General features: G+C 59.3%; 21 protein-coding genes. 10 read left to right on the plus strand and 11 right to left on the minus strand.

What is annotated here, in order from left to right; translation table 11 throughout:
- Positions 1 to 24 precede the first annotated feature (24 nt).
- The 5 genes from ACP7B0_RS09260 (at position 25) to ACP7B0_RS09280 (ending at position 7041) form a co-directional block, all read left to right on the plus strand.
- The gene (locus tag ACP7B0_RS09260) at positions 25 to 1389 is read left to right on the plus strand and encodes a DUF1329 domain-containing protein (protein WP_426140957.1); all 1365 of its coding nucleotides are present in this window, start codon (positions 25 to 27) and stop codon (positions 1387 to 1389) included.
- Between the two features lie 264 nt (positions 1390 to 1653).
- Positions 1654 to 4389 carry a LuxR C-terminal-related transcriptional regulator gene (locus ACP7B0_RS09265; RefSeq protein ID WP_426140959.1) on the plus strand — a complete coding sequence of 912 codons (2736 nt, stop codon included), beginning with the start codon at positions 1654 to 1656 and terminating at the stop codon, positions 4387 to 4389.
- Between the two features lie 67 nt (positions 4390 to 4456).
- Positions 4457 to 5383, plus strand: coding sequence for a Gfo/Idh/MocA family protein (locus ACP7B0_RS09270; RefSeq protein ID WP_426140960.1), 927 nt, complete (start codon positions 4457 to 4459; stop codon positions 5381 to 5383).
- Positions 5384 to 5592: 209 nt separating this feature from the next.
- On the plus strand, positions 5593 to 6237 hold the full coding sequence (locus tag ACP7B0_RS09275) for an MBL fold metallo-hydrolase (protein ID WP_426140961.1): 645 nt from the start codon (positions 5593 to 5595) through the stop codon (positions 6235 to 6237).
- Between the two features lie 99 nt (positions 6238 to 6336).
- Positions 6337 to 7041, plus strand: coding sequence for an OmpA family protein (locus ACP7B0_RS09280; protein ID WP_426140963.1), 705 nt, complete (start codon positions 6337 to 6339; stop codon positions 7039 to 7041).
- A 125-nt stretch (positions 7042 to 7166) separates the two neighbouring features.
- On the opposite strand, the gene ACP7B0_RS09285 is transcribed toward ACP7B0_RS09280, so the two are convergent.
- The 3 genes from ACP7B0_RS09285 to ACP7B0_RS09295 all read right to left on the minus strand — a co-directional run bounded on the left by ACP7B0_RS09285 (position 7167) and on the right by ACP7B0_RS09295 (position 10620).
- Positions 7167 to 8072, minus strand: coding sequence for an acyltransferase (locus tag ACP7B0_RS09285; RefSeq protein WP_426140964.1), 906 nt, complete (start codon positions 8070 to 8072; stop codon positions 7167 to 7169).
- Between the two features lie 77 nt (positions 8073 to 8149).
- Positions 8150 to 10240 carry a phosphate acetyltransferase gene (gene pta / locus ACP7B0_RS09290; protein ID WP_426140965.1) on the minus strand — a complete coding sequence of 697 codons (2091 nt, stop codon included), beginning with the start codon at positions 10238 to 10240 and terminating at the stop codon, positions 8150 to 8152.
- 83 nt (positions 10241 to 10323) lie between these two features.
- Positions 10324 to 10620, minus strand: a complete 297-nt coding sequence (locus ACP7B0_RS09295) for a DUF3565 domain-containing protein (protein ID WP_426140966.1) — start codon at positions 10618 to 10620, stop codon at positions 10324 to 10326.
- Between the two features lie 14 nt (positions 10621 to 10634).
- On the opposite strand from ACP7B0_RS09295, the gene ACP7B0_RS09300 reads away from it, so the two are divergent.
- The 3 genes from ACP7B0_RS09300 (at position 10635) to ACP7B0_RS09310 (ending at position 13032) form a co-directional block, all read left to right on the plus strand.
- Positions 10635 to 11120: an FKBP-type peptidyl-prolyl cis-trans isomerase gene (locus ACP7B0_RS09300; protein ID WP_426140967.1), complete on the plus strand. Its 486-nt coding sequence runs from the start codon at positions 10635 to 10637 to the stop codon at positions 11118 to 11120.
- Between the two features lie 120 nt (positions 11121 to 11240).
- Positions 11241 to 11723: a glutathione peroxidase gene (locus ACP7B0_RS09305; protein ID WP_426140969.1), complete on the plus strand. Its 483-nt coding sequence runs from the start codon at positions 11241 to 11243 to the stop codon at positions 11721 to 11723.
- A 199-nt stretch (positions 11724 to 11922) separates the two neighbouring features.
- Entirely contained in the window at positions 11923 to 13032 is a 1110-nt protein-coding gene (locus ACP7B0_RS09310; RefSeq protein WP_426141542.1) for an NADH:flavin oxidoreductase, read from the plus strand.
- 45 nt (positions 13033 to 13077) lie between these two features.
- Here the strand turns inward: ACP7B0_RS09310 and ACP7B0_RS09315 are convergent, their stop codons facing one another.
- Together ACP7B0_RS09315 and cysZ are read right to left on the minus strand one after the other, a co-directional pair.
- Positions 13078 to 14253, minus strand: a complete 1176-nt coding sequence (locus ACP7B0_RS09315; RefSeq protein ID WP_426140970.1) for a glycosyltransferase family 4 protein — start codon at positions 14251 to 14253, stop codon at positions 13078 to 13080.
- Between the two features lie 286 nt (positions 14254 to 14539).
- On the minus strand, positions 14540 to 15295 hold the full coding sequence (gene cysZ / locus ACP7B0_RS09320) for a sulfate transporter CysZ (protein ID WP_426140972.1): 756 nt from the start codon (positions 15293 to 15295) through the stop codon (positions 14540 to 14542).
- 190 nt (positions 15296 to 15485) lie between these two features.
- On the opposite strand from cysZ, the gene ACP7B0_RS09325 reads away from it, so the two are divergent.
- Both ACP7B0_RS09325 and trxB read left to right on the plus strand, forming a co-directional pair.
- Positions 15486 to 16085, plus strand: a complete 600-nt coding sequence (locus ACP7B0_RS09325; protein WP_426140973.1) for a peroxiredoxin — start codon at positions 15486 to 15488, stop codon at positions 16083 to 16085.
- A gap of 141 nt (positions 16086 to 16226) precedes the next feature.
- Positions 16227 to 17189: a thioredoxin-disulfide reductase gene (trxB, locus tag ACP7B0_RS09330; RefSeq protein WP_426140974.1), complete on the plus strand. Its 963-nt coding sequence runs from the start codon at positions 16227 to 16229 to the stop codon at positions 17187 to 17189.
- A 160-nt stretch (positions 17190 to 17349) separates the two neighbouring features.
- On the opposite strand, the gene ACP7B0_RS09335 is transcribed toward trxB, so the two are convergent.
- From ACP7B0_RS09335 to ACP7B0_RS09360, 6 genes are all read right to left on the minus strand, one after another.
- A complete protein-coding gene (locus tag ACP7B0_RS09335; RefSeq protein ID WP_426140975.1) occupies positions 17350 to 17691 on the minus strand; it encodes a HopJ type III effector protein in 342 nt (113 codons plus the stop codon).
- Positions 17684 to 17980 (minus strand): DUF1244 domain-containing protein, encoded by a 297-nt coding sequence (locus tag ACP7B0_RS09340; RefSeq protein WP_426140977.1) that lies wholly within the window; start codon positions 17978 to 17980, stop codon positions 17684 to 17686. The genes ACP7B0_RS09335 and ACP7B0_RS09340 overlap by 8 nt, the downstream gene beginning before the upstream one ends.
- Positions 17981 to 18023: 43 nt before the next feature.
- Entirely contained in the window at positions 18024 to 18395 is a 372-nt protein-coding gene (gene folX, locus ACP7B0_RS09345) for a dihydroneopterin triphosphate 2'-epimerase (protein WP_426140978.1), read from the minus strand.
- The gene (gene folE / locus ACP7B0_RS09350) at positions 18395 to 18958 is read right to left on the minus strand and encodes a GTP cyclohydrolase I FolE (RefSeq protein ID WP_426140979.1); all 564 of its coding nucleotides are present in this window, start codon (positions 18956 to 18958) and stop codon (positions 18395 to 18397) included. Before folE ends, folX begins: the two co-directional genes overlap by 1 nt.
- A 21-nt stretch (positions 18959 to 18979) precedes the next feature.
- Positions 18980 to 19690: a dihydromonapterin reductase gene (folM, locus tag ACP7B0_RS09355; protein WP_426140980.1), complete on the minus strand. Its 711-nt coding sequence runs from the start codon at positions 19688 to 19690 to the stop codon at positions 18980 to 18982.
- Between the two features lie 250 nt (positions 19691 to 19940).
- Complete coding sequence (locus ACP7B0_RS09360) at positions 19941 to 20507, minus strand: antibiotic biosynthesis monooxygenase (RefSeq protein WP_426140981.1); 567 nt, start codon at positions 20505 to 20507, stop codon at positions 19941 to 19943.
- Positions 20508 to 20516: the final 9 nt, after the last annotated feature.

Genomic DNA, 20516 nt, shown 5'->3' on the forward strand with positions numbered 1-20516 from the left:
ACGGCTTTCAGGGCGAATATGAAAATGAGAATAACAACAGGTCTGTTGCAAGTCGGTGTCTTGAGCCTGTCATTGCTGGCAACCGGTGTCATGGCCGCAGTATCTGAATCGGAAGCTGCAAAGCTGGGCACCACGTTGACGCCGATGGGGGCAGAGAAGGCCGGCAATGCTGCCAATACGATTCCAGCCTGGAGTCCTATGCCGAAGAACGCAGGTGCCGTGGACGGCGACGGCTTCCTGTCTAATCCGTATGCCAGCGAAAAGCCGCAGTTCATCATTACGGCCGCCAATGTCGAGCAGTACAAGGACAAGCTTGCTCCGGGGCAGTACGCGATGTTCAAGCGCTACCCGGACTCCTTCAAAATGCCGGTCTATGTGTCCCATCGTGGCGCAACCGTGCCGGATGAGGTGCTTGCCTCCATCAGGAAAAACGCCACCAACACCAAGCTGGCCGGCGGTGGCAATGGCCTTGAGAACTTCGAGACCGCTGTGCCGTTCCCGATTCCGTCAACCGGCGTCGAGGTGATCTGGAATCACATCACTCGCTATCGTGGCGGCAGCGTAACGCGGCTGGTCACCCAGGCAACGCCGCAGCCCAATGGCTCTTACAGCCTTGTGTATTTCCGCGATCAGTTCGTGTTTCGCGACAAGATGAAAGACTTTGATCCCAAGAACCCCGGCAATATCCTGTTCTACTTCAAGCAGGAAGTGACGGCGCCGGCGCGTCTGGCCGGTGGTGTGCTGCTGGTTCACGAAACCCTCGATCAGGTGAAGGAGCCGCGTTCGGCGTGGGTCTATAACGCCGGTCAGCGCCGGGTGCGTCGCGCACCGCAAGTGTCTTACGACGGTCCGGGTACCGCAGCCGATGGCCTGCGCACCTCTGACAACCTGGACATGTACAACGGTGCGCCGGATCGCTACGACTGGAAACTGATCGGCAAGCAGGAAATGTACATCGCCTCCAACAGCTACAAGCTGGACGACCGGAAGCTCAAGTACGCCGACATCATCAAGGCCGGCCACATCAATCAGGACCTCGCACGCTATGAGCTGCGCCGCGTCTGGCATGTCACGGCGACCCTGAAGGAAGGTCAGCGCCATATCTACGCCAAGCGCGATTTCTTCATTGATGAAGACACTTGGCAGGCCGCCGTGATTGACCACTACGATGGCCGTGGCCAACTGTGGCGCGTGGCGGAAGCTCACGCCGAGAACTACTACGACAAGCAAGTGCCGTGGTACGCCCTGGAAACCCTATATGACCTGCAATCGGGTCGCTATCTGGCTCTGGGTATGAAGAACGAAGAGAAACGAGCGTACGATTTCGGCTTCACCGCGACCACCAGCGAATTCACGCCGAATGCCCTGCGTCAGGAAGGGGTGCGTTGATCGGGAGGTGATCACAGGCAGTGCCCGTTCGTCAGGTGCCGTATGTGGGCTGCAGGAAAGCATAGGTCGGGATATCTCGCACTTTTCTGCAGCCAGACCTAAAGCCCCTTGACCGGGGCTTTTCTATGCGTAGGCATTCGCCATAATGATTGTAGGAACTTTGTTACAGTCTTTTGCCCTCCAGCCTTCAAAAGACAGTGTTTAACCGCTAGTCTCGGGAGTATCTGCTTAGCCGCTAGAGCACCTTAACAACAAGAGCCGGCCATGACTGATCTGTCCCGTATGCAAGGATTCGCAGGCAGCGCGGTGACCGCGCTGGAAGGGCGATTCTTCAGACCGCCGTTACCAGACGGATACATACCTCGCCCTCGCTTGTGCGAGCGGCTGACGGCTGGCTTGTCCGGAAGGCTTTTGCTCGTCTGCGCGCCAGCCGGGTTCGGTAAAAGTTCGCTGGCGGTGGAGTTCTGCCAAAGTCTGCCGCCACAGTGGCAAAGCGTGTGGGTCGGTTTGAGTCACCGTGACAGCGATCCGGGCCGTTTCCTCGAGCGTCTACTGGCTGGACTGCAGCAGTTTTTCCCACAACTGGGCGCTCAGGCCCTTGGCCTGTTGAAAATGCGCCAGCGGCACCAGCCGTTTGCCTTCGAAGAATGGCTGGACGGCCTGCTGGATGAACTGGCTGTTCACTTATTGCTCAGCAAGCCGTTGCTGCTGGTGCTCGATGATTACCATCTGGCCCAAGGCCCGGTGCTGGATCGTTGCCTGCAGTTTTTTCTGAATCACCTGCCTGCGGGCCTGCTTGTCATGGTTACCAGCCGTCAGCGTCCCGACTGGCACCTGGCGCGCTTGCGTCTTTCCCGGCAACTGCTGGAACTCAACGAACAGGATTTGCGCCTGACTCATTGCGAGTCGCAGGCATTGCTTGAGCAGCACAGTAACTCCCTGGACAGCGAGGCCCTGCAAAGCCTTATCCAGCGCAGTGAAGGGTGGGTCGCGGGTTTGCGCTTCTGGCTGCTTGCCGCCTCTGAAGCCGGGAATGACAACAGCTTGCCTCAAGCGCTGCACGGCGGTGAGGGGCTGATTCGTGATTATCTGCTGGAAGAGGTCATCGATTGCCTGCCCGCTGACGTGCAGGCTTTCCTTTACGAAACCGCGTGTCTGGAGCGTTTTTGCATTGAGCTGTGCAACGCGGCGCGTGACAGTCACGACAGTGCGCAAATGCTGAGCTACCTGCAATCCCATCAGGTGTTTCTGGTGCCGCTGGATGAGCACGGTCGCTGGTATCGCTATCACCACCTGTTTTCCGATCTGCTGCGCGCCAGGCCCGATGCCGAATTGCAGCAAACCCGGTTGCACCTCAATGCATGCCGCTGGTTCAGTGAACAGGGGCTGCTGGACGAAGCTGTCGAGCACGCCCTGCGCGCAGGGCACCTGGACGTTGCCGCCAATCTGGTTCAGAACCTGTCCGAAGAGCAATTGCTGGCTGAACAGAACGTCGGGATGTTGCTGCGTTGGAAAATGGACTTGCCCGACAGTCTTCTGGTCAGCACGCCACGCTTGATTGTCCTGTACGCCTGGGCCCTGGGCCTGGCGTGTCAGCTTGATGCCGCCGAAGAACTGGCCAGTCACCTCAGTCGCTTTTTACCCGCCCCGTCGGCCACGGCCCAGAACTCCATGCTGGCGCAATGGCTGGCCCTGAGCGGCATTATCGCCCGAGGGCGAGGCGACAGCGCCCGGGCACAGCTTTGCTGCTCCCAGGCCCTGGTCAGCCTGCCGCAAAAACGCTACGGTCAACGATTGTTATGCCTGTCGACCTTGTCCGGCCTGGCGATTATCGATGGGGATATGTGGCGCGCACGTGCATTGAACCGTGACGCGCTGGAGTTGGCCCAGCGCGTGGCCAATCCGTTGTTTGAAGCCCTTGCACACTACGACCGTGCGCGAGTGCTGCAAGCGCGTGGGGAAATCAACCGCTCACTTGAAGAGGTTCGCCAGGGCCTGCTGCGCCTCAAGGGTCTTGGCCCGCAACGTTTGTATGCGATCCGTGCACGCTTGACGCTCTACGAAGGTTACCTGCTGACCCTGCGCATGCAGGCCGAAGCCGGCCGGGCGCAATTGGTGGCCGGTCTGGCTGAAGCGCGATCCTGTCGCGACATCAGTGTGTTGATAGGCCATTGCGTGATTGCCGGGCTGGAAGGGCGTGAGGGTCGCTTCGCCGAAGCCTTCGCTGAACTCGCGGAAGCCGAGCGTCTGATGCATATATGGGATGTGCCGCCAGTGTATTACCTGGCGATGATCACCTTGGTCAAATGCGAGCTCTGGCTGGCCCAGGGCCGTATCGATCTGGCCGAAGGCTGGCTGCTGCGACTGACCCAGACCTACAGCGGCCACGCCCCGGCGGCAGCCCCGGAATGCCATCCACACCTGCCGCAACAGGTCCAGTTGCAGCGCGCTGTGCTGGAGCGGATTCAAGGCAACGTCGCGGCCTGTACTCAGCGTTTGCAGGCGCTGGAGAGTGATGCACAGAAAGTCGACGGCCAGTTACTGATGCTGTCGACGTTGACCCAGCAAATCCTGGGTTTGCTGGGCAGCGGGGATGAGCCACGGGCGCGGGTGCTGTTGACTCGCGGCCTGCAGGCCGCCTCGGGCGGCGCTTTGTTACCCTTCTACGAACTGATCCGGCAACAGCCATGCTGGTTGCGCGAGCAGTTGCTCCAGGCTGCGCCTTGTCCGGTGCGCGACACCCTGTTGAGCAAGCTGCCGTCTGCGATCGGCGTGCGTGAGCCTTGCGAAGCGGTGCATACCACCGACACCCTCAGCGCCCGGGAGCGCAGTGTGTTACAGCTCATCGCCCAAGGGTGTTCGAATCAGGAAATCAGCGACCAATTGTTCATTTCGCTGCATACCGTCAAAACCCACGCCAGCCACATCAACAGCAAGCTGGGTGTCGAACGTCGCACCCAGGCGGTGGCGCGCGCCAAAGAGATGGGCTTGTTGGTGTGAGCCAGTTGAATGCGCGTTGATTTGCGTCTAGCTTGCTGCATCCAATAAACACAAAAAGGAACCCGCAATGCAGCCGATTCGTCTCGGTTTGGTCGGCTACGGCAAGATAGCCCAGGATCAGCACGTACCGGCGATACTCGCCAATCCTGAGCTCCAGCTGTCAGCAGTAGCCAGTCTCGGGCAACCCTGCCCAGGCGTGGAAAACTTCACATCACTCAGCGAAATGCTCGCCCAAGGGCCGCAGGTCGACGCCGTGGTTTTCTGCACGCCGCCCCAGGGACGCTTTGGCCTGGTGCGTGAGGCCATTGCGGCGGGTAAACACGTGTTGGTGGAGAAGCCACCCTGCGCCACCCTTGGCGAAGCCTTGGCCTTGATTGATCAGGCTGGCGAGCAGGGCATCAGCGGTTTATTCGCCTGGCATTCCCGGTTTGCGCCGGGAGTTCAGGCGGCACGGGACTGGCTGGCCACCCGCACCCTTGAGTCGGTGCAGATCGACTGGAAGGAAGACGTGCGCAAATGGCACCCAGGCCAGGCGTGGATCTGGCAGCCGGGCGGGCTTGGTGTTTTCGATCCGGGCATCAATGCCTTGTCCATCGCCACGCACCTGCTGCCGTTGTCGCTGTTCGTACAGGCCGCCGAACTGCGCGTGCCGAGCAATTGCCAGTCACCCATCGCCGCGTCCCTGCGGTTATCGGACGCCAGCCATCTGGACGTTCGCGCCGAGTTTGATTTCGATCATGGCCATGATGAGCTGTGGAGCATTCAGGTGCGCTGCAAGGAAGGCACGCTACGCCTGGATAATGGCGGCGCCACGCTGAGCATTGATGGCGTTGCCCGCGCCGTCAGTGAAGAGGGCGAATACCCGGCGGTGTACAGGCACTTCGCAGCACTGATCCGCGACAAGGCGAGCGATATGGACCTGCAGCCTTTGCGTCTGGTGGCAGACAGCTTCTTTGTCGGCAGCCGGGAATCAGTGGCGCCGTTCTACGACTGAACCCTTCAAGACCGATTGCACTAAAGCGGGACGGGATGCAGCAGGCGATTGCTCGTCCCGCACAGCGCTTGAGAGGTGCGATGGCAGTGAGCGTGCTCGCGATTGTGTTGGTTTAGCCGAGGCTTATCTCGGATACTCACCCCTCGCGACCCTGCCCACGCGTGTCGTCTGATTCACCGCTCCTCGGCCATTGATTGACAGGAAATACGATGAACCCCGCAAAACCCGCGCTTATCCGCGAAACCTTCCCCGTTGGCCCTTTGCAGTGCAATTGCACCATCATCGGCGATCCGATCAGCAAGCAGGCCATCGTGGTCGATCCGGGCGGCAATCATGAAATGATCATTGCGCGTCTTGAAGCGCTGGGCTTGAAGCTGGTCAGCATCATTCACACCCACGCGCACCTGGATCATTTCCTGGCGTCCGGGCAGTTGAAGGAAAAAACCGGCGCGACCCTGCACTTGCACAAAGAAGATCAGTTCCTTTGGGACAACCTTGAAATGCAGTGCCAGATGTTTCGCGTGCCGTATACGCCAGTGCCCTCGCCGGATCGTTGGCTGGTCGATGACGAGGAGCTGGCCTGCGGTTGCGGCGTTGCCTTGCACACGCCGGGTCATACGCCCGGTTCGATGAGTTTCTGGTTCGCTGACGCCAAGTTGCTGATTGCCGGGGATACTTTGTTTCGCCGCGGGATTGGTCGCACGGACTTGTGGGGAGGCGACCAGCCGACCATCGTGCGATCCATCAAACAGCGGCTCTACACCCTGGATGAGGACGCCACAGTCATCACAGGCCATGGCCCCGAGACACGGCTGGGTGATGAAATGCGTGAGAACCCATTCGTTCGGGCATGAGACCGTTCAGGCAGGATTAAGGAATTTTTGACAGGTGACGTGCTCTAATCGCCGTGTTAGGCGCCAGCCTTGACGTTCATAGCAATCAGGAGCTTCCCCATGTTTACCTCGCGTCGTTTGATCATTGTCGCTACTGCCGTGGCCATGCTTTCTGGCTGTGCTTCGCAAAATCCGTATGACAACCAAGGCCAGGCGCAGAGCTCGGGTGGCCTGAGCAAAGCCGCCACCTACGGCGGCCTGGGCGCGCTGGCCGGTGCCATTGCCGGTGCGGCGATCGATCATAACAACCGGGGCAAAGGGGCCTTGATCGGCGCTGCGGTTGCGGGCGTCGGTGCAGCCGGTTATGGCTACTACGCCGACAAGCAGGAAGCGGCGCTGCGTGCGAGCATGGCCAACACCGGCGTGGAAGTTCAGCGTCAGGGCGACCAGATAAAATTGATCATGCCGGGCAACATTACATTTGCCACGGATTCGTCAGCCATCGCCAGCAGCTTCTATTCGCCGCTGAATAATCTGGCGGGTTCGTTGAAGCAGTACAACCAGAACATCATCGAAATCGTCGGCTACACCGACAGCACCGGCAGCCGTCAGCACAACATGGACCTTTCGCTGCAACGTGCGCAAAGCGTCAGCACCTACCTGACTTCACAGGGCGTGGACGCTTCCCACCTGTCCGTGCGTGGCGCAGGCCCCGATCAGCCGATTGCCAGCAACGCCGACGTCAACGGCCGCGCCCAGAATCGTCGGGTAGAGGTCAACCTCAAGCCGATTCCGGGTCAGCAGTATGATCAGTATCAGCAGTAAGGTTGAATGAGATCTGTTGGAGCGAGGCTTGCCCGCGAATCGATTTTCAGCAGACACAACTCTGTGGCTGAACTGACGCCTTCGCGGGCAAGCCTCGCTCCTACGGGGCTGTTTTTTGCCCAGGCTCACCGAACCTGCGGATACTCGCTGTGCAGCCGATCCAGTAACGCATCCTTGTCTTCCCACAATCTGTTGATCCACTGCTGGAATTCCAGTCGGTACTCGCCATCCTGGTCGTAGTTCTTGCCGATGAAATGCGCCGGGATGTTGATCTCTTCGAAACGCGCGACCACTTCCTTAACGTTGCCACACAACAGGTCCCAATAGCCCGGACGCCCGCCCGGATAGTGGAGGGTCACGTTGACGATGGATTGCAATTGTTCGCCCATGGCATCAAGGACGAATGCGATGCCACCCGCCTTGGGTTTGAGCAAATGGCGAAACGGTGAGTTCTGCGCGGCGTGCTTGCCTTCGGTGAAACGCGTGCCTTCTGCGAAATTGAAGATGCCCACCGGGTTGTTACGGAATCTGGCGCACGTACGTCGTGTGGTTTCCAGGTCTTTGCCTTTCTTTTCCGGATGCTTGGCCAGGTAGGCTTTGGAATAACGCTTCATGAACGGAAAGCCCAGCGCCCACCATGCCAGGCCAATGACCGGCACCCAGATCAGCTCTTGCTTGAGGAAAAACTTCAGTGGCCGGATGCGTCGGTTCAGCACATGTTGCAGGACCATGATGTCGACCCAGCTTTGATGGTTGCTGGTCACCAGATACGAGTGCTGATAATCCAGGCCTTCAAGGCCGCTCAAGTGCCAGCGAGTGTGCCCCAGCAAATTCATCCAGCGGCTGTTATTCGCAATCCAGGCTTCGTGAATGTGGCTCATCAGCCAGTCGGTCACGCGTTGGGCAGCAGCGAAGGGCAGGCAAAACTTGAAGAGGGCAACCACGAACAGCAGTGAGCACAAGAGGATGGTGTTCAGCGCCAAAAGCAGCGAGGCGATGACGCCGCGCAAGGGTGCAGGCAAAAAATCCATGACGGATCAGGCTCCAGAAGGTATTCGGATGCCGCCGGCGTACGCCGACGGCATGTGCAGTGTGGTGTGTGAGTGTGTCAGGAAAGGGTGTCGGCCTGAATGGCAGTCAGCGCGATGGTGTAGACGATGTCGTCCACCTGCGCACCCCGTGGCAAATCATTCACCGGCTTGCGCAGGCCCTGCAGCATCGGCCCGAGGCTGACGCAATCGGCGCTGCGCTGAACGGCCTTGTAGGTCGTGTTGCCCGTGTTGAGGTCGGGGAACACAAACACGTTCGCCCGACCGGCCACCGAGCTGTCAGGCGCCAGTTGGCGTGCCACGTTTTCGTTGGCGGCGGCATCGTATTGCAGTGGGCCGTCAATCAGCAGATCGCGTCTCGCTTCATGAGCCAGTTGTGTCGCTTCGCGGACTTTCTCCACTTCTTCGCCGCTGGCGGAATTACCACTGGAGTAGCTGATCATCGCCACCCGAGGTGTAATGCCGAAGGCCAGGGCGGAGTCGGCGCTCTGCAAGGCAATTTCAGCCAGTTCGCTGGCGCTTGGGTGCGGGTTCATGATGCAGTCGCCGTACATCAGGACCTGCTCCGGGAAGAGCATGAAAAACACTGAGGACACCAGCGTGCAGCCCGGCGCGGTCTTGATCAGTTGCAGGGCAGGGCGAATGGTGTTGGCGGTGGAGTGAATGACGCCGGAAACCAGCCCGTCCACTTCATCCAGTGCCAGCATCATGGTGCCGATCACGACCGTGTCTTCCAGTTGTTGCTCGGCCATCGGCGCGTTCAGGCTTTTGCTTTTGCGCAGCTCGACCATGGGGGCGATGTAGCGCTCGCGAATCACGTCCGGGTCGAGAATTTCCAGCCCCGGCGGCAATTCGATGTCCTGCGCTTTGGCGACCGCGTGGACTTCTTCAGGTTTGGCCAGCAGCACGCAGCGGGCGATGCCCCTCGCCTGACAGATCGCTGCCGCCTGGATGGTCAACGGATCGCTGCCTTCAGGCAGCACAATGCGTTTGTTGGCCGACTGTGCACGCTGGATCAACTGATAACGAAACACCGCCGGGGACAGGCGCAATTCGCGCGGCGTACCGCAGCGTTGGTGCAACCAGTTGGCGTCCAGATGGCTGGCGACGAAATCAGTGATGATCTCGGCGCGCTCCCGGTCATCGATGGGGATTTCCTTGTTGAGCTGATTGAGTTGCGTGGCGGTTTCGTATGACCCCGTGCTCACCGCCAAGACCGGCAGTCCGGCCTGCAAGGCGCCTCGACACAGCTCCATGATGCGAGGGTCGGGTACGATGTCGCTGGTCAATAACAAGCCGGCCAGCGGCACGCCGTTCACTGCCGCGAGACTGACGGCGAGAATAATGTCGTCGCGATCGCCCGGCGTCACCACCAGCACGCCTGGCTTGAGCAACTGCACGGTGTTGAGCACGGTGCGCGCACAGATGATGATTTTCGACATGCGCCGCTGTTCGTAATCGCCGGCGTTGATGACTTGAGCACCCAGCAATTCGGCCACGTCACGCGTGCGCGGCGCGTTGAGGTCGGCTTGATACGGAATGCAACCCAGCAGGCGGAACTCACCGCCGCGCAGCAACGGTGAATGTTCCTTCAGCCGGGCGGCAAAGGCCTCCATGCTTTCGTCGGTGCGGACTTTATTGAGGATCACGCCCAGCACTTTCGGGTCTCTCGGGCCGCCAAACAGTTGCGCCTGCAATTCGACCCGGCCCGACAGTTCGGTCAGCACTTCGTTTTCCGGTGCGGAAACCAGGATCACGTCGGCGTCCAGGCTCTTGGCCAGGTGCAGGTTCACCCGTGCGGCATAGCTGGCGTGACGTGTCGGCACCATGCCTTCGACGATGAGCACGTCCTTGCCGATGGCGGCCTGTTGGTACAGTGCGATGATTTCTTCCAGCAGTTCATCGAGCTGACCGTCCCCCAGCATGCGCTCCACATGGGACAGGGCCAGCGGCCGTGGAGGCTTCAAGCCATGGGTGCGCGCCACCAGTTCCGTGGAGCGTTCCGGGCCCAGGTCGCCGGGGTGCGGCTGTGCAATCGGTTTGAAGAACCCGACTTTCAGCCCGGCACGCTCAAGGGTGCGCACCAGCCCCAGGCTGATGGATGTCAGACCCACACCAAAGTCTGTGGGGGCAATAAAGAAAGTCTGCATTCAGGGTTCTCGCTTGAGCAGTACAAGGGTCGTGGCGAACATCAACCGACCGACAAAGCAGGGCGCTGTCGAATTGCAGCGTCTCAACGGGACGTAAGGTTATCGTTATCCAGCGTCCGCGCACACCAGCCACAGCGAAAGCTTTGTCCTGTTTTCTGCTGACGTTGCGCTGGATCAAGCACCCAGGGGCGGGACTGCCAGGGTGGCTGATGGCGCAGGTGTTGAGTGTGCCCGCAGGACAGCAGGGCGACCCAATGGCCTTGCTCGTCCTGCCGGAAGCCGATCACCGTGCTGTTTTCCAATATGGGCCGTCCGTCAGAGTTGCGTTCGCTTTCGGGCGATTGCTTGGTTAAACTTGCTCGTTCTTCAATCTTAAGCAAAAGGTCTTGCCCTCATGCCGATCGCCGCCAATAAGGCTGTCTCCATCGACTATACCCTGACCAACGACGCTGGTGAGGTCATTGACAGCTCCGCCGGTGGCGCGCCGCTGGTCTACCTGCAAGGCGCAGGTAACATCATTCCGGGCCTGGAAAAGGCTCTGGATGGCAAGAACGTCGGTGAAGAACTGAAAGTCTCCATCGAGCCGGAAGACGCCTACGGCGAATACTCCGCAGAACTGGTCAGCACCCTGAGCCGCAGCATGTTCGAAGGCGTTGACGAACTTGAAGTCGGTATGCAGTTTCATGCATCCGGCCCTGACGGCAGCATGCAGATCGTCACCATTCGCGACCTGGATGGCGACGATGTGACCGTTGACGGTAACCACCCGTTGGCCGGTCAACGCCTGAACTTCGACGTCAAGATCGTCGATATTCGTGATGCGAGTCAGGAAGAAATCGCTCACGGTCACGTGCATGGCGAAGGCGGCCATCAGCACTGATTTGTGCTGCCAAGCTGAGCTAGCTGGCAAGGCGCCTTTGGCAGGTTCTGTGCGAACGATTATGTTCTGCACGGGCTTGTGGGGCGCCTTTTTAGTCCGCAGCAATAAAGGGAGTTCGTCATGAGTGCTTTTCACGACATGAAGCTGAAGGCTCTGGATGGCCAGGAAATGCCGCTCTTGCCCTTCAAGGGCCAAGTGGTTCTGGTCGTCAATGTGGCTTCCAAGTGCGGTTTGACGCCTCAGTACGCGGCGCTCGAAAACCTCTATCAGCAATACCGGGATCAAGGCTTCAGTGTGCTGGGTTTGCCTTGTAACCAGTTCGCCGGCCAGGAACCGGGCACGCCGCAGGACATTCAGGCGTTCTGCAGTCTCAACTACGGCGTGACGTTTCCGTTGGGCGACAAGCTGGAAGTCAATGGCCCGCACCGCCATCCGCTGTACCGTCTGCTTGCCGGTGAAGGCGCGGAATTCCCGGGGGATATCACCTGGAACTTCGAGAAATTCCTGGTGGGCAAAAACGGTGGCGTAATCGCTCGCTTTTCACCAAGAACCGCACCGGATGATCCTGTGGTCATTCAGGCTATCGAGAAAGCGCTGGGCTGAATCCATCAGCCCGGTTGTCGGCTTTGGTGTGCCCGACCTGTTTCTGCTCATGGGGTCTGTCTGGACCACTTCTGTTGCAAAATCACTCAGATCAATAGTGATGGGCTGGCCCTCCCGGGCGGCTCTATGCTGCGTGCCTGCGTTTCCAGCGACAGTCCGATCAAGCGATGGCTGGAGACCCTTTCAATCGCCTGAGGACATCTGCATGCCGGTCAAAGCCTTGTTCAAACCCTTCCAGCTAGGCAACTTGACGTTGTCATCCCGGGTCGTCATGGCGCCTATGACGCGCTCCTTTTCCCCCGGCAACGTCCCGAATTCGAAGGTGGTCGAGTACTACCGGCGTCGGGCTGCCGCGGGTGTTGGCTTGATCATCACCGAAGGCACGACGATCAATCACAAAGCTTCCAACGGTTACCCGAACGTGCCCCAGTTCTTTGGCGATGCGCCATTAGCCGGTTGGAAAAAGGTCGTGGAGGCCGTGCACGCCGAGGGCGGCAAGATTGTCCCGCAACTGTGGCATGTGGGCGCGGTACGCCGTCTGGGCACTGAACCGGACGGCAGCGTTCCCGCCTACGGGCCGATGGGAAAACTCAAGGACGGGAAGGTCGTGGTCCATGGCATGAGCCAACAGGATATCGACGAGGTGATCGGTGCATTTGCCCAGGCCGCCAAAGACGCCAAGGCCATCGGCATGGACGGCGTGGAGATCCACGGCGCGCATGGTTATCTGGTGGACCAGTTCTTCTGGGAAGGGACTAACCAGCGCACGGATGGTTACGGTGGCAGCCTGGTCAATCGTTCGCGTTTCGCCATTGAGTTGATCCAGGCTGTGCGCAAGGCTGTCGGTGATGATTACCCGATTATCTTCCGCTTTTCCCAGTGGAAGCAGCAGGACTACAGCGCACGCCTGGTGCAGACGCCGGAGGCGCTCGCTGAATTCCTCAAGCCGCTGTCCGACGCGGGGGTGGATATTTTCCACTGCTCGACACGCCGTTTCTGGGAGCCCGAATTCGAAGGCTCTGAACTGAACCTTGCTGGCTGGACTCGCAAACTGACGGGCAAGCCGACCATCACCGTGGGCAGTGTCGGTCTGGATGGCGAGTTTCTGCAGTTCATGGTCAACACCGATAAAATCGCCCAGCCAGCGAGTCTGGAAAACCTGCTGCAGCGTCTGGGGGATGAAGAGTTTGACCTGGTAGCCGTGGGGCGCGCTTTACTGGTCGATCCTGATTGGGCGGTGAAGGTGCGGGACGGGCGCGAGCAGGACATCCTGCCCTTTAGCCGCGACGCCCTCACGACCCTGGTCTGAGCCCGGTCAATTGACGTCTGCCCCGCGCGCGGTGCGGGGCAAGCGTCAGCGCTGAACGTGCTGCCCGATCACTACCGCTTCCGGCGCGGCGCAGGCGCTGCGCAGATGCCGCTCGAACAGATCAATGATCGCTGCCCACCCCTGACGACTGGCGTGCTGGCGAGCGTTCAAGCGCACGCGACGCAAGGTTTCGCTGTCATCGAGCAGCCAGCAGGCAGCATCCACGAACGCGTCCTCATCCCCCGGCATCGCCAGCGCGCCATTATGGCCGTGACGTATATGCTGACCCGCTGCCGCTTCATCGTAGGCCACCACGCCAAGGCCCGAGGCCAAGGCCTCCAGTACGACGTTGCCGAAGGTTTCGGTCATGCTGGGAAAGAGAAAGACATCCCCCGACGCATAGTGCGTCGACAACGCCTCACCGCGCTGCGTGCCGCAGAAGATCGCATCGGGTATCTGTTGCTCAAGCATCCCTCGCTGAGGGCCGTCACCGACAATGATCAATTTCAGCTGCCGACGTGGGTATCGGGCTTTCAGAGCCTCGAACGTCAACTTCAGCAACCCCAGATTTTTCTCGGGTGCCAGTCTGCCGACGTGCAGCACCGCCGTGTCGCCGACCTGCAACCCCCATTGTTCGCGAAGGGCCTGGGAGCGATGTGACGGATGAAACAACTGGCTGTCGACGCCCCTGGACAGCAGTTCGATGCGTTCGAAACCGCGTCGCTCAAGCTCCATCTTCTGACTGATGCTCGGCACCAGCGTTACCCGCGAACGGTTATGGAACCAGCGCAGGTAATGGGTCAGCAGGCGAGCGATGCATCCTAGGCCGTACTGTTGGGTGTATTGGGCAAAGTTGGTGTGAAAGCCGCTGACCACCGCAATCCCAAGGCGTCGCGCGGCCCTGAGCGCCGATAACCCCAGCGGGCCTTCCGTCGCGATGTACAGCACGTCCGGACGCTGTCGCTGCCAGCGTCGCAACAACTTGCCCATGGACGAATGGCCCCATTGCAGGCCCGGATAACCTGGAATCGGCCAGCCACGGCACAGCACCAGGTCCTCAGCGGCCGGCCCTACATCCTGGCTTTGCCTGGGCCTGACCAATTCAATTCGATGCCCCAGCGAACGCAGCCCGTCGCACAGTCGTGCCAGGGTATTGGCCACGCCATTGATTTCGGGAGCGAAGGTTTCGGTGATGAGGGTGATACGCATGGATTTGCTCATGAAAATCAGTGTCGGCCGGGATGATTTCGGTTCTGTGGCGGCGGTGTGATGGTTTTGTGACGGCGGGGCGGGCTCGCCAGGGCGTTGGGTAGATGGCTGAGATGTTTGCTAATGTCGTGCCTGTTTATCGGCGGATGCACGGAATCCTTAAGTCTGTCCAAGTGCCGATGCGGTCTGAAACCGGATTCCGGAGTATCGGCGTGCAGCGTGTTTTATATCGGTTCCCTGCACTCGTTCCTTACGCAGTGGATTGCTTGAATGAAGGCCCTCCCTGGGCCTTCTTCTGTTACGCCTTCTGTGGCAAAAGCGCCTCTTCCCCACGCTCACGCACCCAGAACAACGTTGCCCCGGCAACAGCCGCCGGCATCATCAGGATGTTGACCACCGGGATCAGCAGGACAACATACACAATCCCGCCAAAGCTCAGGCTCTGCCAGCGTTTGGCCCTTAGCCAGGCGAGCATTTCGTTCCAGCCCAGTTTGTGGTTGTCCGCCGGGTAGTCGATGTATTGGATCGCCATCATCCAGACGCCAAACAGCAGCCAGAGCGGCGCAGCGATCAGATTGACCACCGGGATGAATGACAGGATGAACAGCCCGAGGGCCCGTGGCAGGAAGTAGCCCAGTTTGCGCATCTCACGGCCAAAGGTGCGCGGCACCATCGCCACCAGTTCACCCCAACTGAAGGCAGGGAAATCGTCGGTCCCGCGCACCACGACCTCGACTTTTTCCGCCAGGAAACCATTGAATGGCGCGGCAATGACATTGGCGAGCATGGTGAAGGTGAAGAACACCATCAGCAAAACCAGGACGACGAATAGCGGCCACAGGATGTAATCGAGAAAACTCAACCACGCCGGCAGCTCAGGCATGAAGGTGTCGACCCACATGCCAAATTGATGCATGGCCAGGTAGATCAAGCCGCTGAACAGCAGCAGGTTGATAGCCAGCGGCAACAGGACGAACAGCCGCAGGCCGGGGCTTAGGACCAGTTTCAGGCCTTCGCGCAGGTATTGCGGGCCCGAGAGAGCAGGAGCGGGCATGGGCAGCCTCCAATGGATAGAAAACCCGCCGACCTTACCGGCTTTGATCCGGTGGCGAAAGCGTCGCCGTATAGAGGCCGGCTATGAGGTGGATTGTGAAACGGTATTTCCTTAATCTTTGTACCCTCGATAAGCTGCACGCCAACTTATCAGCCCTTTCCTTGAATTCTGAACCTCCAAAGGAGATTTCATGAGCGTACTGGTTAACAAACAGGCACCGGACTTTGACGCAGCAGCCGTGCTGGGCGATGGCTCTATCGTCGACAGCTTCAAGCTTTCTTCGCTGCGCGGCAAATACGTGGTGCTGTTTTTCTGGCCGCTGGATTTCACCTTCGTTTGCCCATCGGAAATCATTGCTCACAACAACCGCATCGCTAAATTCCGCGACCTGGGCGTTGAAGTGGTGGGCGTTTCCATCGATTCGCAGTTTACTCATTACGCCTGGCGCAGCACGCCGGTCGAGAAGGGTGGCATCGGTGAAGTGCAATTCGCCATGGTTGCCGACGTCAAGCACGAGATCACGCGTGCCTATGGCATTGAGCATGAGGATGGCGTCGCGCTGCGTGCTTCGTTCCTGATTGACCGCGAAGGTGTGGTTCAACACCAGGTTGTGAACAATCTGCCACTGGGCCGTGATGTGGATGACATGGTTCGTCTGGTTGAGGCGCTACAGTTCACCGAAGAGCACGGCGAAGTCTGCCCTGCGGGCTGGCGTCCAGGTCAAAAAGGCATGAAAGCCGACGCTCAGGGCGTTGCTGATTACCTGGCCCAGAACGCCAACAGCTTGTAATACGTTGCTGCGACTGCGGTCGCCGCCACTGACTTTCCAGGACTGCCGTGCTGTAGAGCCTTCCCCAAGTGCTTTCGGTGGTCCTTTTTTATTCCAGCCGTTCCGACCACGGCATAGATGGTCGGTCGATAGGAGTGTGTCATGTCCGATGTCCGTCATTCCCGAGTGATTATTCTCGGCTCCGGCCCTGCCGGCTACAGCGCGGCGGTGTATGCCGCCCGCGCGAACCTCAAGCCTCTGTTGATCACAGGCATGCAGTCTGGCGGCCAATTGACCACCACCACTGAAGTCGACAACTGGCCCGGCGATCCCCATGGCCTGACCGGCCCGGCGCTGATGGACCGTATGCGTGAGCATGCCGAGCGTTTTGAAACTGAAATCGTCTTCGACCATATCAACGCAGTCGATCTGGCCGGCAAACCGTTCAGCCTTAAAGGTGACAGCGGTACTTACACCTGTGACGCCTTGATCATTGCCACCGGTGCCAGTGCTCGTTATCTGGGCCTGCCGTCCGAAGAAACGTTCATGGGCAAAGGCGTTTCAGCCTGCGCCACCTGCGATGGTTTCTTCTATCGCAACCGTGAAGTGGCAGTCGTAGGGGGTGGTAACACCGCTGTGGAAGAAGCGCTTTACCTGGCCAATATCGCCAGCAAAGTGACTCTGGTTCACCGTCGTGAGACGTTCCGCGCCGAGAAGATCCTGATCGACAAGCTGCATGCACGTGTGGCCGAAGGCAAGATCGAGCTCAAGCTCAATGCCACGCTGGATGAAGTCCTGGGTGACAACATGGGCGTGACCGGTGCTCGCTTGAAGCACAACGACGGCAGCAGTTCAGAGCTGAAAGTGGATGGCGTGTTCATCGCCATCGGCCATACGCCGAACACGTCGTTGTTCGAAGGCCAGTTGGCGCTCAAAGACGGTTACATGGTTGTGCAGGGCGGGCGTGAAGGCAATGCGACGGCCACCAGCGTGGAAGGTGTATTTGCTGCGGGCGACGTGGCTGACCACGTGTATCGCCAGGCGATCACGTCTGCGGGTGCAGGCTGCATGGCGGCACTGGACGTTGAACGTTATCTGGATGGCCTGGCGAACGCCTCGTTCTGATAGCGCTTGGCGACATTAAAAAAACCGGCCCAGGCCGGTTTTTTTGTGACAGAACTTGTTGGAGCGAGGCTTGCCCGCGAAGGCGTCAACCCAGGCGATAGAGATGTCGGCTGACATTCCGATTCGCGAGCAAGCCCGCTCCCACAAGGGAACGCACACATTAACCCTTGCGCGTGAGCGGTTCGCCAGCAAACTTCACCCCGGCCAGACCATGGGCGATCAAGGCGCGGATATTGCCGTGGTCGCTGCCTTCCGGCGTGGCGCGTACCGACCGGTAATGTTCGCCGAACGCCAGCAAAGCCTCTTCGTCGCTCAAACCCTCCAGCAACGCCAGCCCCAGCGTCTTGCACGCCCCTTCGTTCTGCCCGGCGGCGTTTTCCACCGGGCCATTGCTGAACGCTTGGGGTTGGTAGTCATAGTCCGCGGCGATGAAGGCCAGGGTGTCGGCGAACAGGTGTTCGCCACTCGCTAGGCTGGCGCGCAGGGTGTTCAGGTCAGTCATGCTTGGTTTCCTTGGCAAACGCCGCTTTCTGTTCGGCGCTGGCTTCTTGCTGGTATTGAGCTTTCCACTCGCTGTACGGCATGCCGTAAACCACTTCGCGGGCGTCGTCGAGGCTGATGTCGATGTGCTTTTCGTCCGCGGCGGCCTTGTACCATTTGGACAGGCAGTTGCGGCAGAAGCCGGAAAGGTTCATCAGGTCGATGTTCTGCACGTCCTTGCGGCTGTCCAGATGTGCGACCAGTCGGCGAAAGGCGGCGGCTTCGAGTTCGAGGCGGTCTTGCTCGGTCATGATGGGCTCTTTGCAGGCAAATAAGGTCGCAATGATAAGAGGTTCAGCGTTGGCCCGCGAGGGTGATCGACACCGACTCAGCGAAACGCAGGGCGTGTGGCTTGTCGACTTCGACCTCGGCATACAGCACGGGCTCGTAGCTCATCACCAGGTCCAGCACCTCCTGAGTCAGGCGCTCAAGCAAGGCAAAGCGGTTGCCTTCGACATGCTGAATGATGGCTTTGGTGATGGTGCGGTAGTTCAAGGCGTGGCCGATGTCGTTGTCGCGCACGGCTTCTTCGGCGGCGTACAGAATCGTCAGGTTGATCAGGACGTCCTGTTTATTGAGGATTTCATCTTCATTGATGCCGATGTAGGTGCGCAGGCACAGGTCCTTGACCCGGATGCGAGCGGTCCCAGGTTCGAGTCTTGCCATCAGTTTTTGCTCCGTCCGATCAGTTGAAGGAATTCCTGACGGGTCGTGCTCGAATCACGGAATGCGCCGAGCATCACCGAGGTGTTCATGGTGGAGTTCTGCTTTTCGACGCCGCGCATCATCATGCACATGTGCTTGGCTTCGATGACCACCGCCACGCCAGCGGCGTTGGTGACTTCCTGAATCGCATCGGCAATCTGCCGGGTCAGGTTTTCCTGGATTTGCAGGCGTCGGGCAAACATGTCCACCAGACGGGCAATCTTGGACAGGCCCAGGACTTTTCCGGTCGGGATGTAAGCCACGTGAGCCTTGCCGATGAAAGGCAGCAAATGGTGTTCGCACAGCGAATAAAGCTCGATGTCCTGGACGATGACCATTTCATCGTTATCGGACGCAAAGAGCGCGCCGTTGACGATTTCCTCGACGCTCTGTGCGTAGCCGTGACACAGGTATTGCATGGCTTTGGCAGCACGCTTCGGGGTGTCCAGCAGCCCTTCGCGGTCGGGGTCTTCGCCCAGGCCTTTGAGAATTTCACGGTAATGCTGTGGCAGGGATTCGCTCATCAAAAGGGTCCTCGGGGCAGCTTACTTGACGTGCCGTCCGCCGTTTACGGTAAGGGTTGTGCCGGTGACATACGGGCTGTCCAGCAGGTAACGCAGGCTTTGGTAAATGACATCAGGTCCGGGCTCGATGCCCATGGCGGATTTTGCCAGGGCGCGGGCGCGGTAGGCGCAGTCGTCGTCGGGTTGAAACATCAACAGGGCGGGAGCAATGCCGTTGACTTTGATCCTTGGCGCAAACCGTGCGGCGAAAGACAGCGTCAGGCTGTCCATGCCGGCTTTGCTGGCGCAATAGGCGATGTGCTTGCTGCTGCCTTTGCGGGTTACGTCATCGCTGATGTGGATGATGTCCGCGACCTCACACTGATGCAACAACGGCTCGCAATGAAGGTTGATCAGGTAGGGCGCAAGCATATGGACGCTGAACATCCGGGTGAAGACTTCTGCCTCGCTGCCCGGTGTTTCGGCTAGCCACTCTGAAGCGTTGTGCACGATGGCCCGCAGGCTTTTCGTCTGGCTTTTGAGCTGCGCGATGAAATCCATGACCCCCGCTTCGGACGAAAAATCTCCATGAATCGCGACGGCGCCCAGCGCACGAAGCTGTTGAACTTCAGGGCGTTCGCTGCGGTAGCTGACAACGACCGGCTGACCGTCCGCCAGAAGGCGCTGCGCGCAGTGAAGCCCGACGCGCCGACTGGCACCTGTAATCAGGATGGGGGCTGGAGACAAAGCCATGAGTGCTCGCACATCGGAGTGAGGGGGTGTCGACCTTTGCTGGCCGTTAGCAGCAGCAAACTTATACCAATGGCTACTCTTGTACAACTGCGCGCAACGATACGTCAGACAGTGACCAGCCTTTCACGCGGGACAGAATACGGGACTGAGCAAGGTTGCAGGGGGTGAGTGGCGTCGGATCAGAGGGCTTTAGGCTTATGCAATACCTGTACAGCTATTCGTATTGGTGTACAGGTATTGCAGGCGGGACTCATCGGGAGTGGACCGATTCCGTGGTCGTGGGAGGCGCTGGAGGGGTATTGAGCCAGGACGACAGCAAGTGCGTCGACAACGGGATAAACCAGAACACCATCAAGGGCGTCAGCAGCAAGGTGCTGATCAGTACCCGAGGCAGTAATTGCAGGTCATTGAGCAATGGGCCGAGCACGAAATTGAACAACAGCGAGACCGGAAAGAACGCCAGCCAGATCGCAACCGCCTGTTTCCAGCGCGGCGGGCGTTGGCCGACTGCACCAAACCAACCGTCGATACCGCTGACACGATGTTCAGAAGGCTGGGCAAAAAGACCGCTGCCGCGCACCAACCAGGAGCTTCTGGAAGCGGAATGCTCCCAGGCGTGCATGGTTTCAGCATTGGCGAAGCGGAAGATAATCTGGAATTCATCGTCGCCGGGAGGCGGCGCAAGGACCCCGGAACCCAGATAACCGGGGAAATCGGTGGCCAGTCGTTCGCCTTCATGCAGCCAGGCGATGAGTTCCTGGTAGCGGCCATGGGCAACGCGACGAGCAACCATCAGGGTGACGGGGTTGGCAGACATTATGTATCT

Source organism: Pseudomonas sp. DWP3-1-2, from assembly GCF_049896285.1.
Classification (GTDB): domain Bacteria; phylum Pseudomonadota; class Gammaproteobacteria; order Pseudomonadales; family Pseudomonadaceae; genus Aquipseudomonas.

Coding starts and splice junctions, on each gene's coding strand:
- ACP7B0_RS09260 (WP_426140957.1), top strand. CDS start 25: ATGAGAATAACAACAGGTCTGTTGCAAGTCGGTGTCTTGAGCCTGTCA.
- ACP7B0_RS09265 (WP_426140959.1), top strand. CDS start 1,654: ATGACTGATCTGTCCCGTATGCAAGGATTCGCAGGCAGCGCGGTGACC.
- ACP7B0_RS09270 (WP_426140960.1), top strand. CDS start 4,457: ATGCAGCCGATTCGTCTCGGTTTGGTCGGCTACGGCAAGATAGCCCAG.
- ACP7B0_RS09275 (WP_426140961.1), top strand. CDS start 5,593: ATGAACCCCGCAAAACCCGCGCTTATCCGCGAAACCTTCCCCGTTGGC.
- ACP7B0_RS09280 (WP_426140963.1), top strand. CDS start 6,337: ATGTTTACCTCGCGTCGTTTGATCATTGTCGCTACTGCCGTGGCCATG.
- ACP7B0_RS09285 (WP_426140964.1), bottom strand. CDS start 8,072: ATGGATTTTTTGCCTGCACCCTTGCGCGGCGTCATCGCCTCGCTGCTT.
- pta (WP_426140965.1), bottom strand. CDS start 10,240: ATGCAGACTTTCTTTATTGCCCCCACAGACTTTGGTGTGGGTCTGACA.
- ACP7B0_RS09300 (WP_426140967.1), top strand. CDS start 10,635: ATGCCGATCGCCGCCAATAAGGCTGTCTCCATCGACTATACCCTGACC.
- ACP7B0_RS09305 (WP_426140969.1), top strand. CDS start 11,241: ATGAGTGCTTTTCACGACATGAAGCTGAAGGCTCTGGATGGCCAGGAA.
- ACP7B0_RS09315 (WP_426140970.1), bottom strand. CDS start 14,253: ATGAGCAAATCCATGCGTATCACCCTCATCACCGAAACCTTCGCTCCC.
- cysZ (WP_426140972.1), bottom strand. CDS start 15,295: ATGCCCGCTCCTGCTCTCTCGGGCCCGCAATACCTGCGCGAAGGCCTG.
- ACP7B0_RS09325 (WP_426140973.1), top strand. CDS start 15,486: ATGAGCGTACTGGTTAACAAACAGGCACCGGACTTTGACGCAGCAGCC.
- trxB (WP_426140974.1), top strand. CDS start 16,227: ATGTCCGATGTCCGTCATTCCCGAGTGATTATTCTCGGCTCCGGCCCT.
- ACP7B0_RS09335 (WP_426140975.1), bottom strand. CDS start 17,691: ATGACTGACCTGAACACCCTGCGCGCCAGCCTAGCGAGTGGCGAACAC.
- ACP7B0_RS09340 (WP_426140977.1), bottom strand. CDS start 17,980: ATGACCGAGCAAGACCGCCTCGAACTCGAAGCCGCCGCCTTTCGCCGA.
- folX (WP_426140978.1), bottom strand. CDS start 18,395: ATGGCAAGACTCGAACCTGGGACCGCTCGCATCCGGGTCAAGGACCTG.
- folE (WP_426140979.1), bottom strand. CDS start 18,958: ATGAGCGAATCCCTGCCACAGCATTACCGTGAAATTCTCAAAGGCCTG.
- folM (WP_426140980.1), bottom strand. CDS start 19,690: ATGGCTTTGTCTCCAGCCCCCATCCTGATTACAGGTGCCAGTCGGCGC.
- ACP7B0_RS09360 (WP_426140981.1), bottom strand. CDS start 20,507: ATGTCTGCCAACCCCGTCACCCTGATGGTTGCTCGTCGCGTTGCCCAT.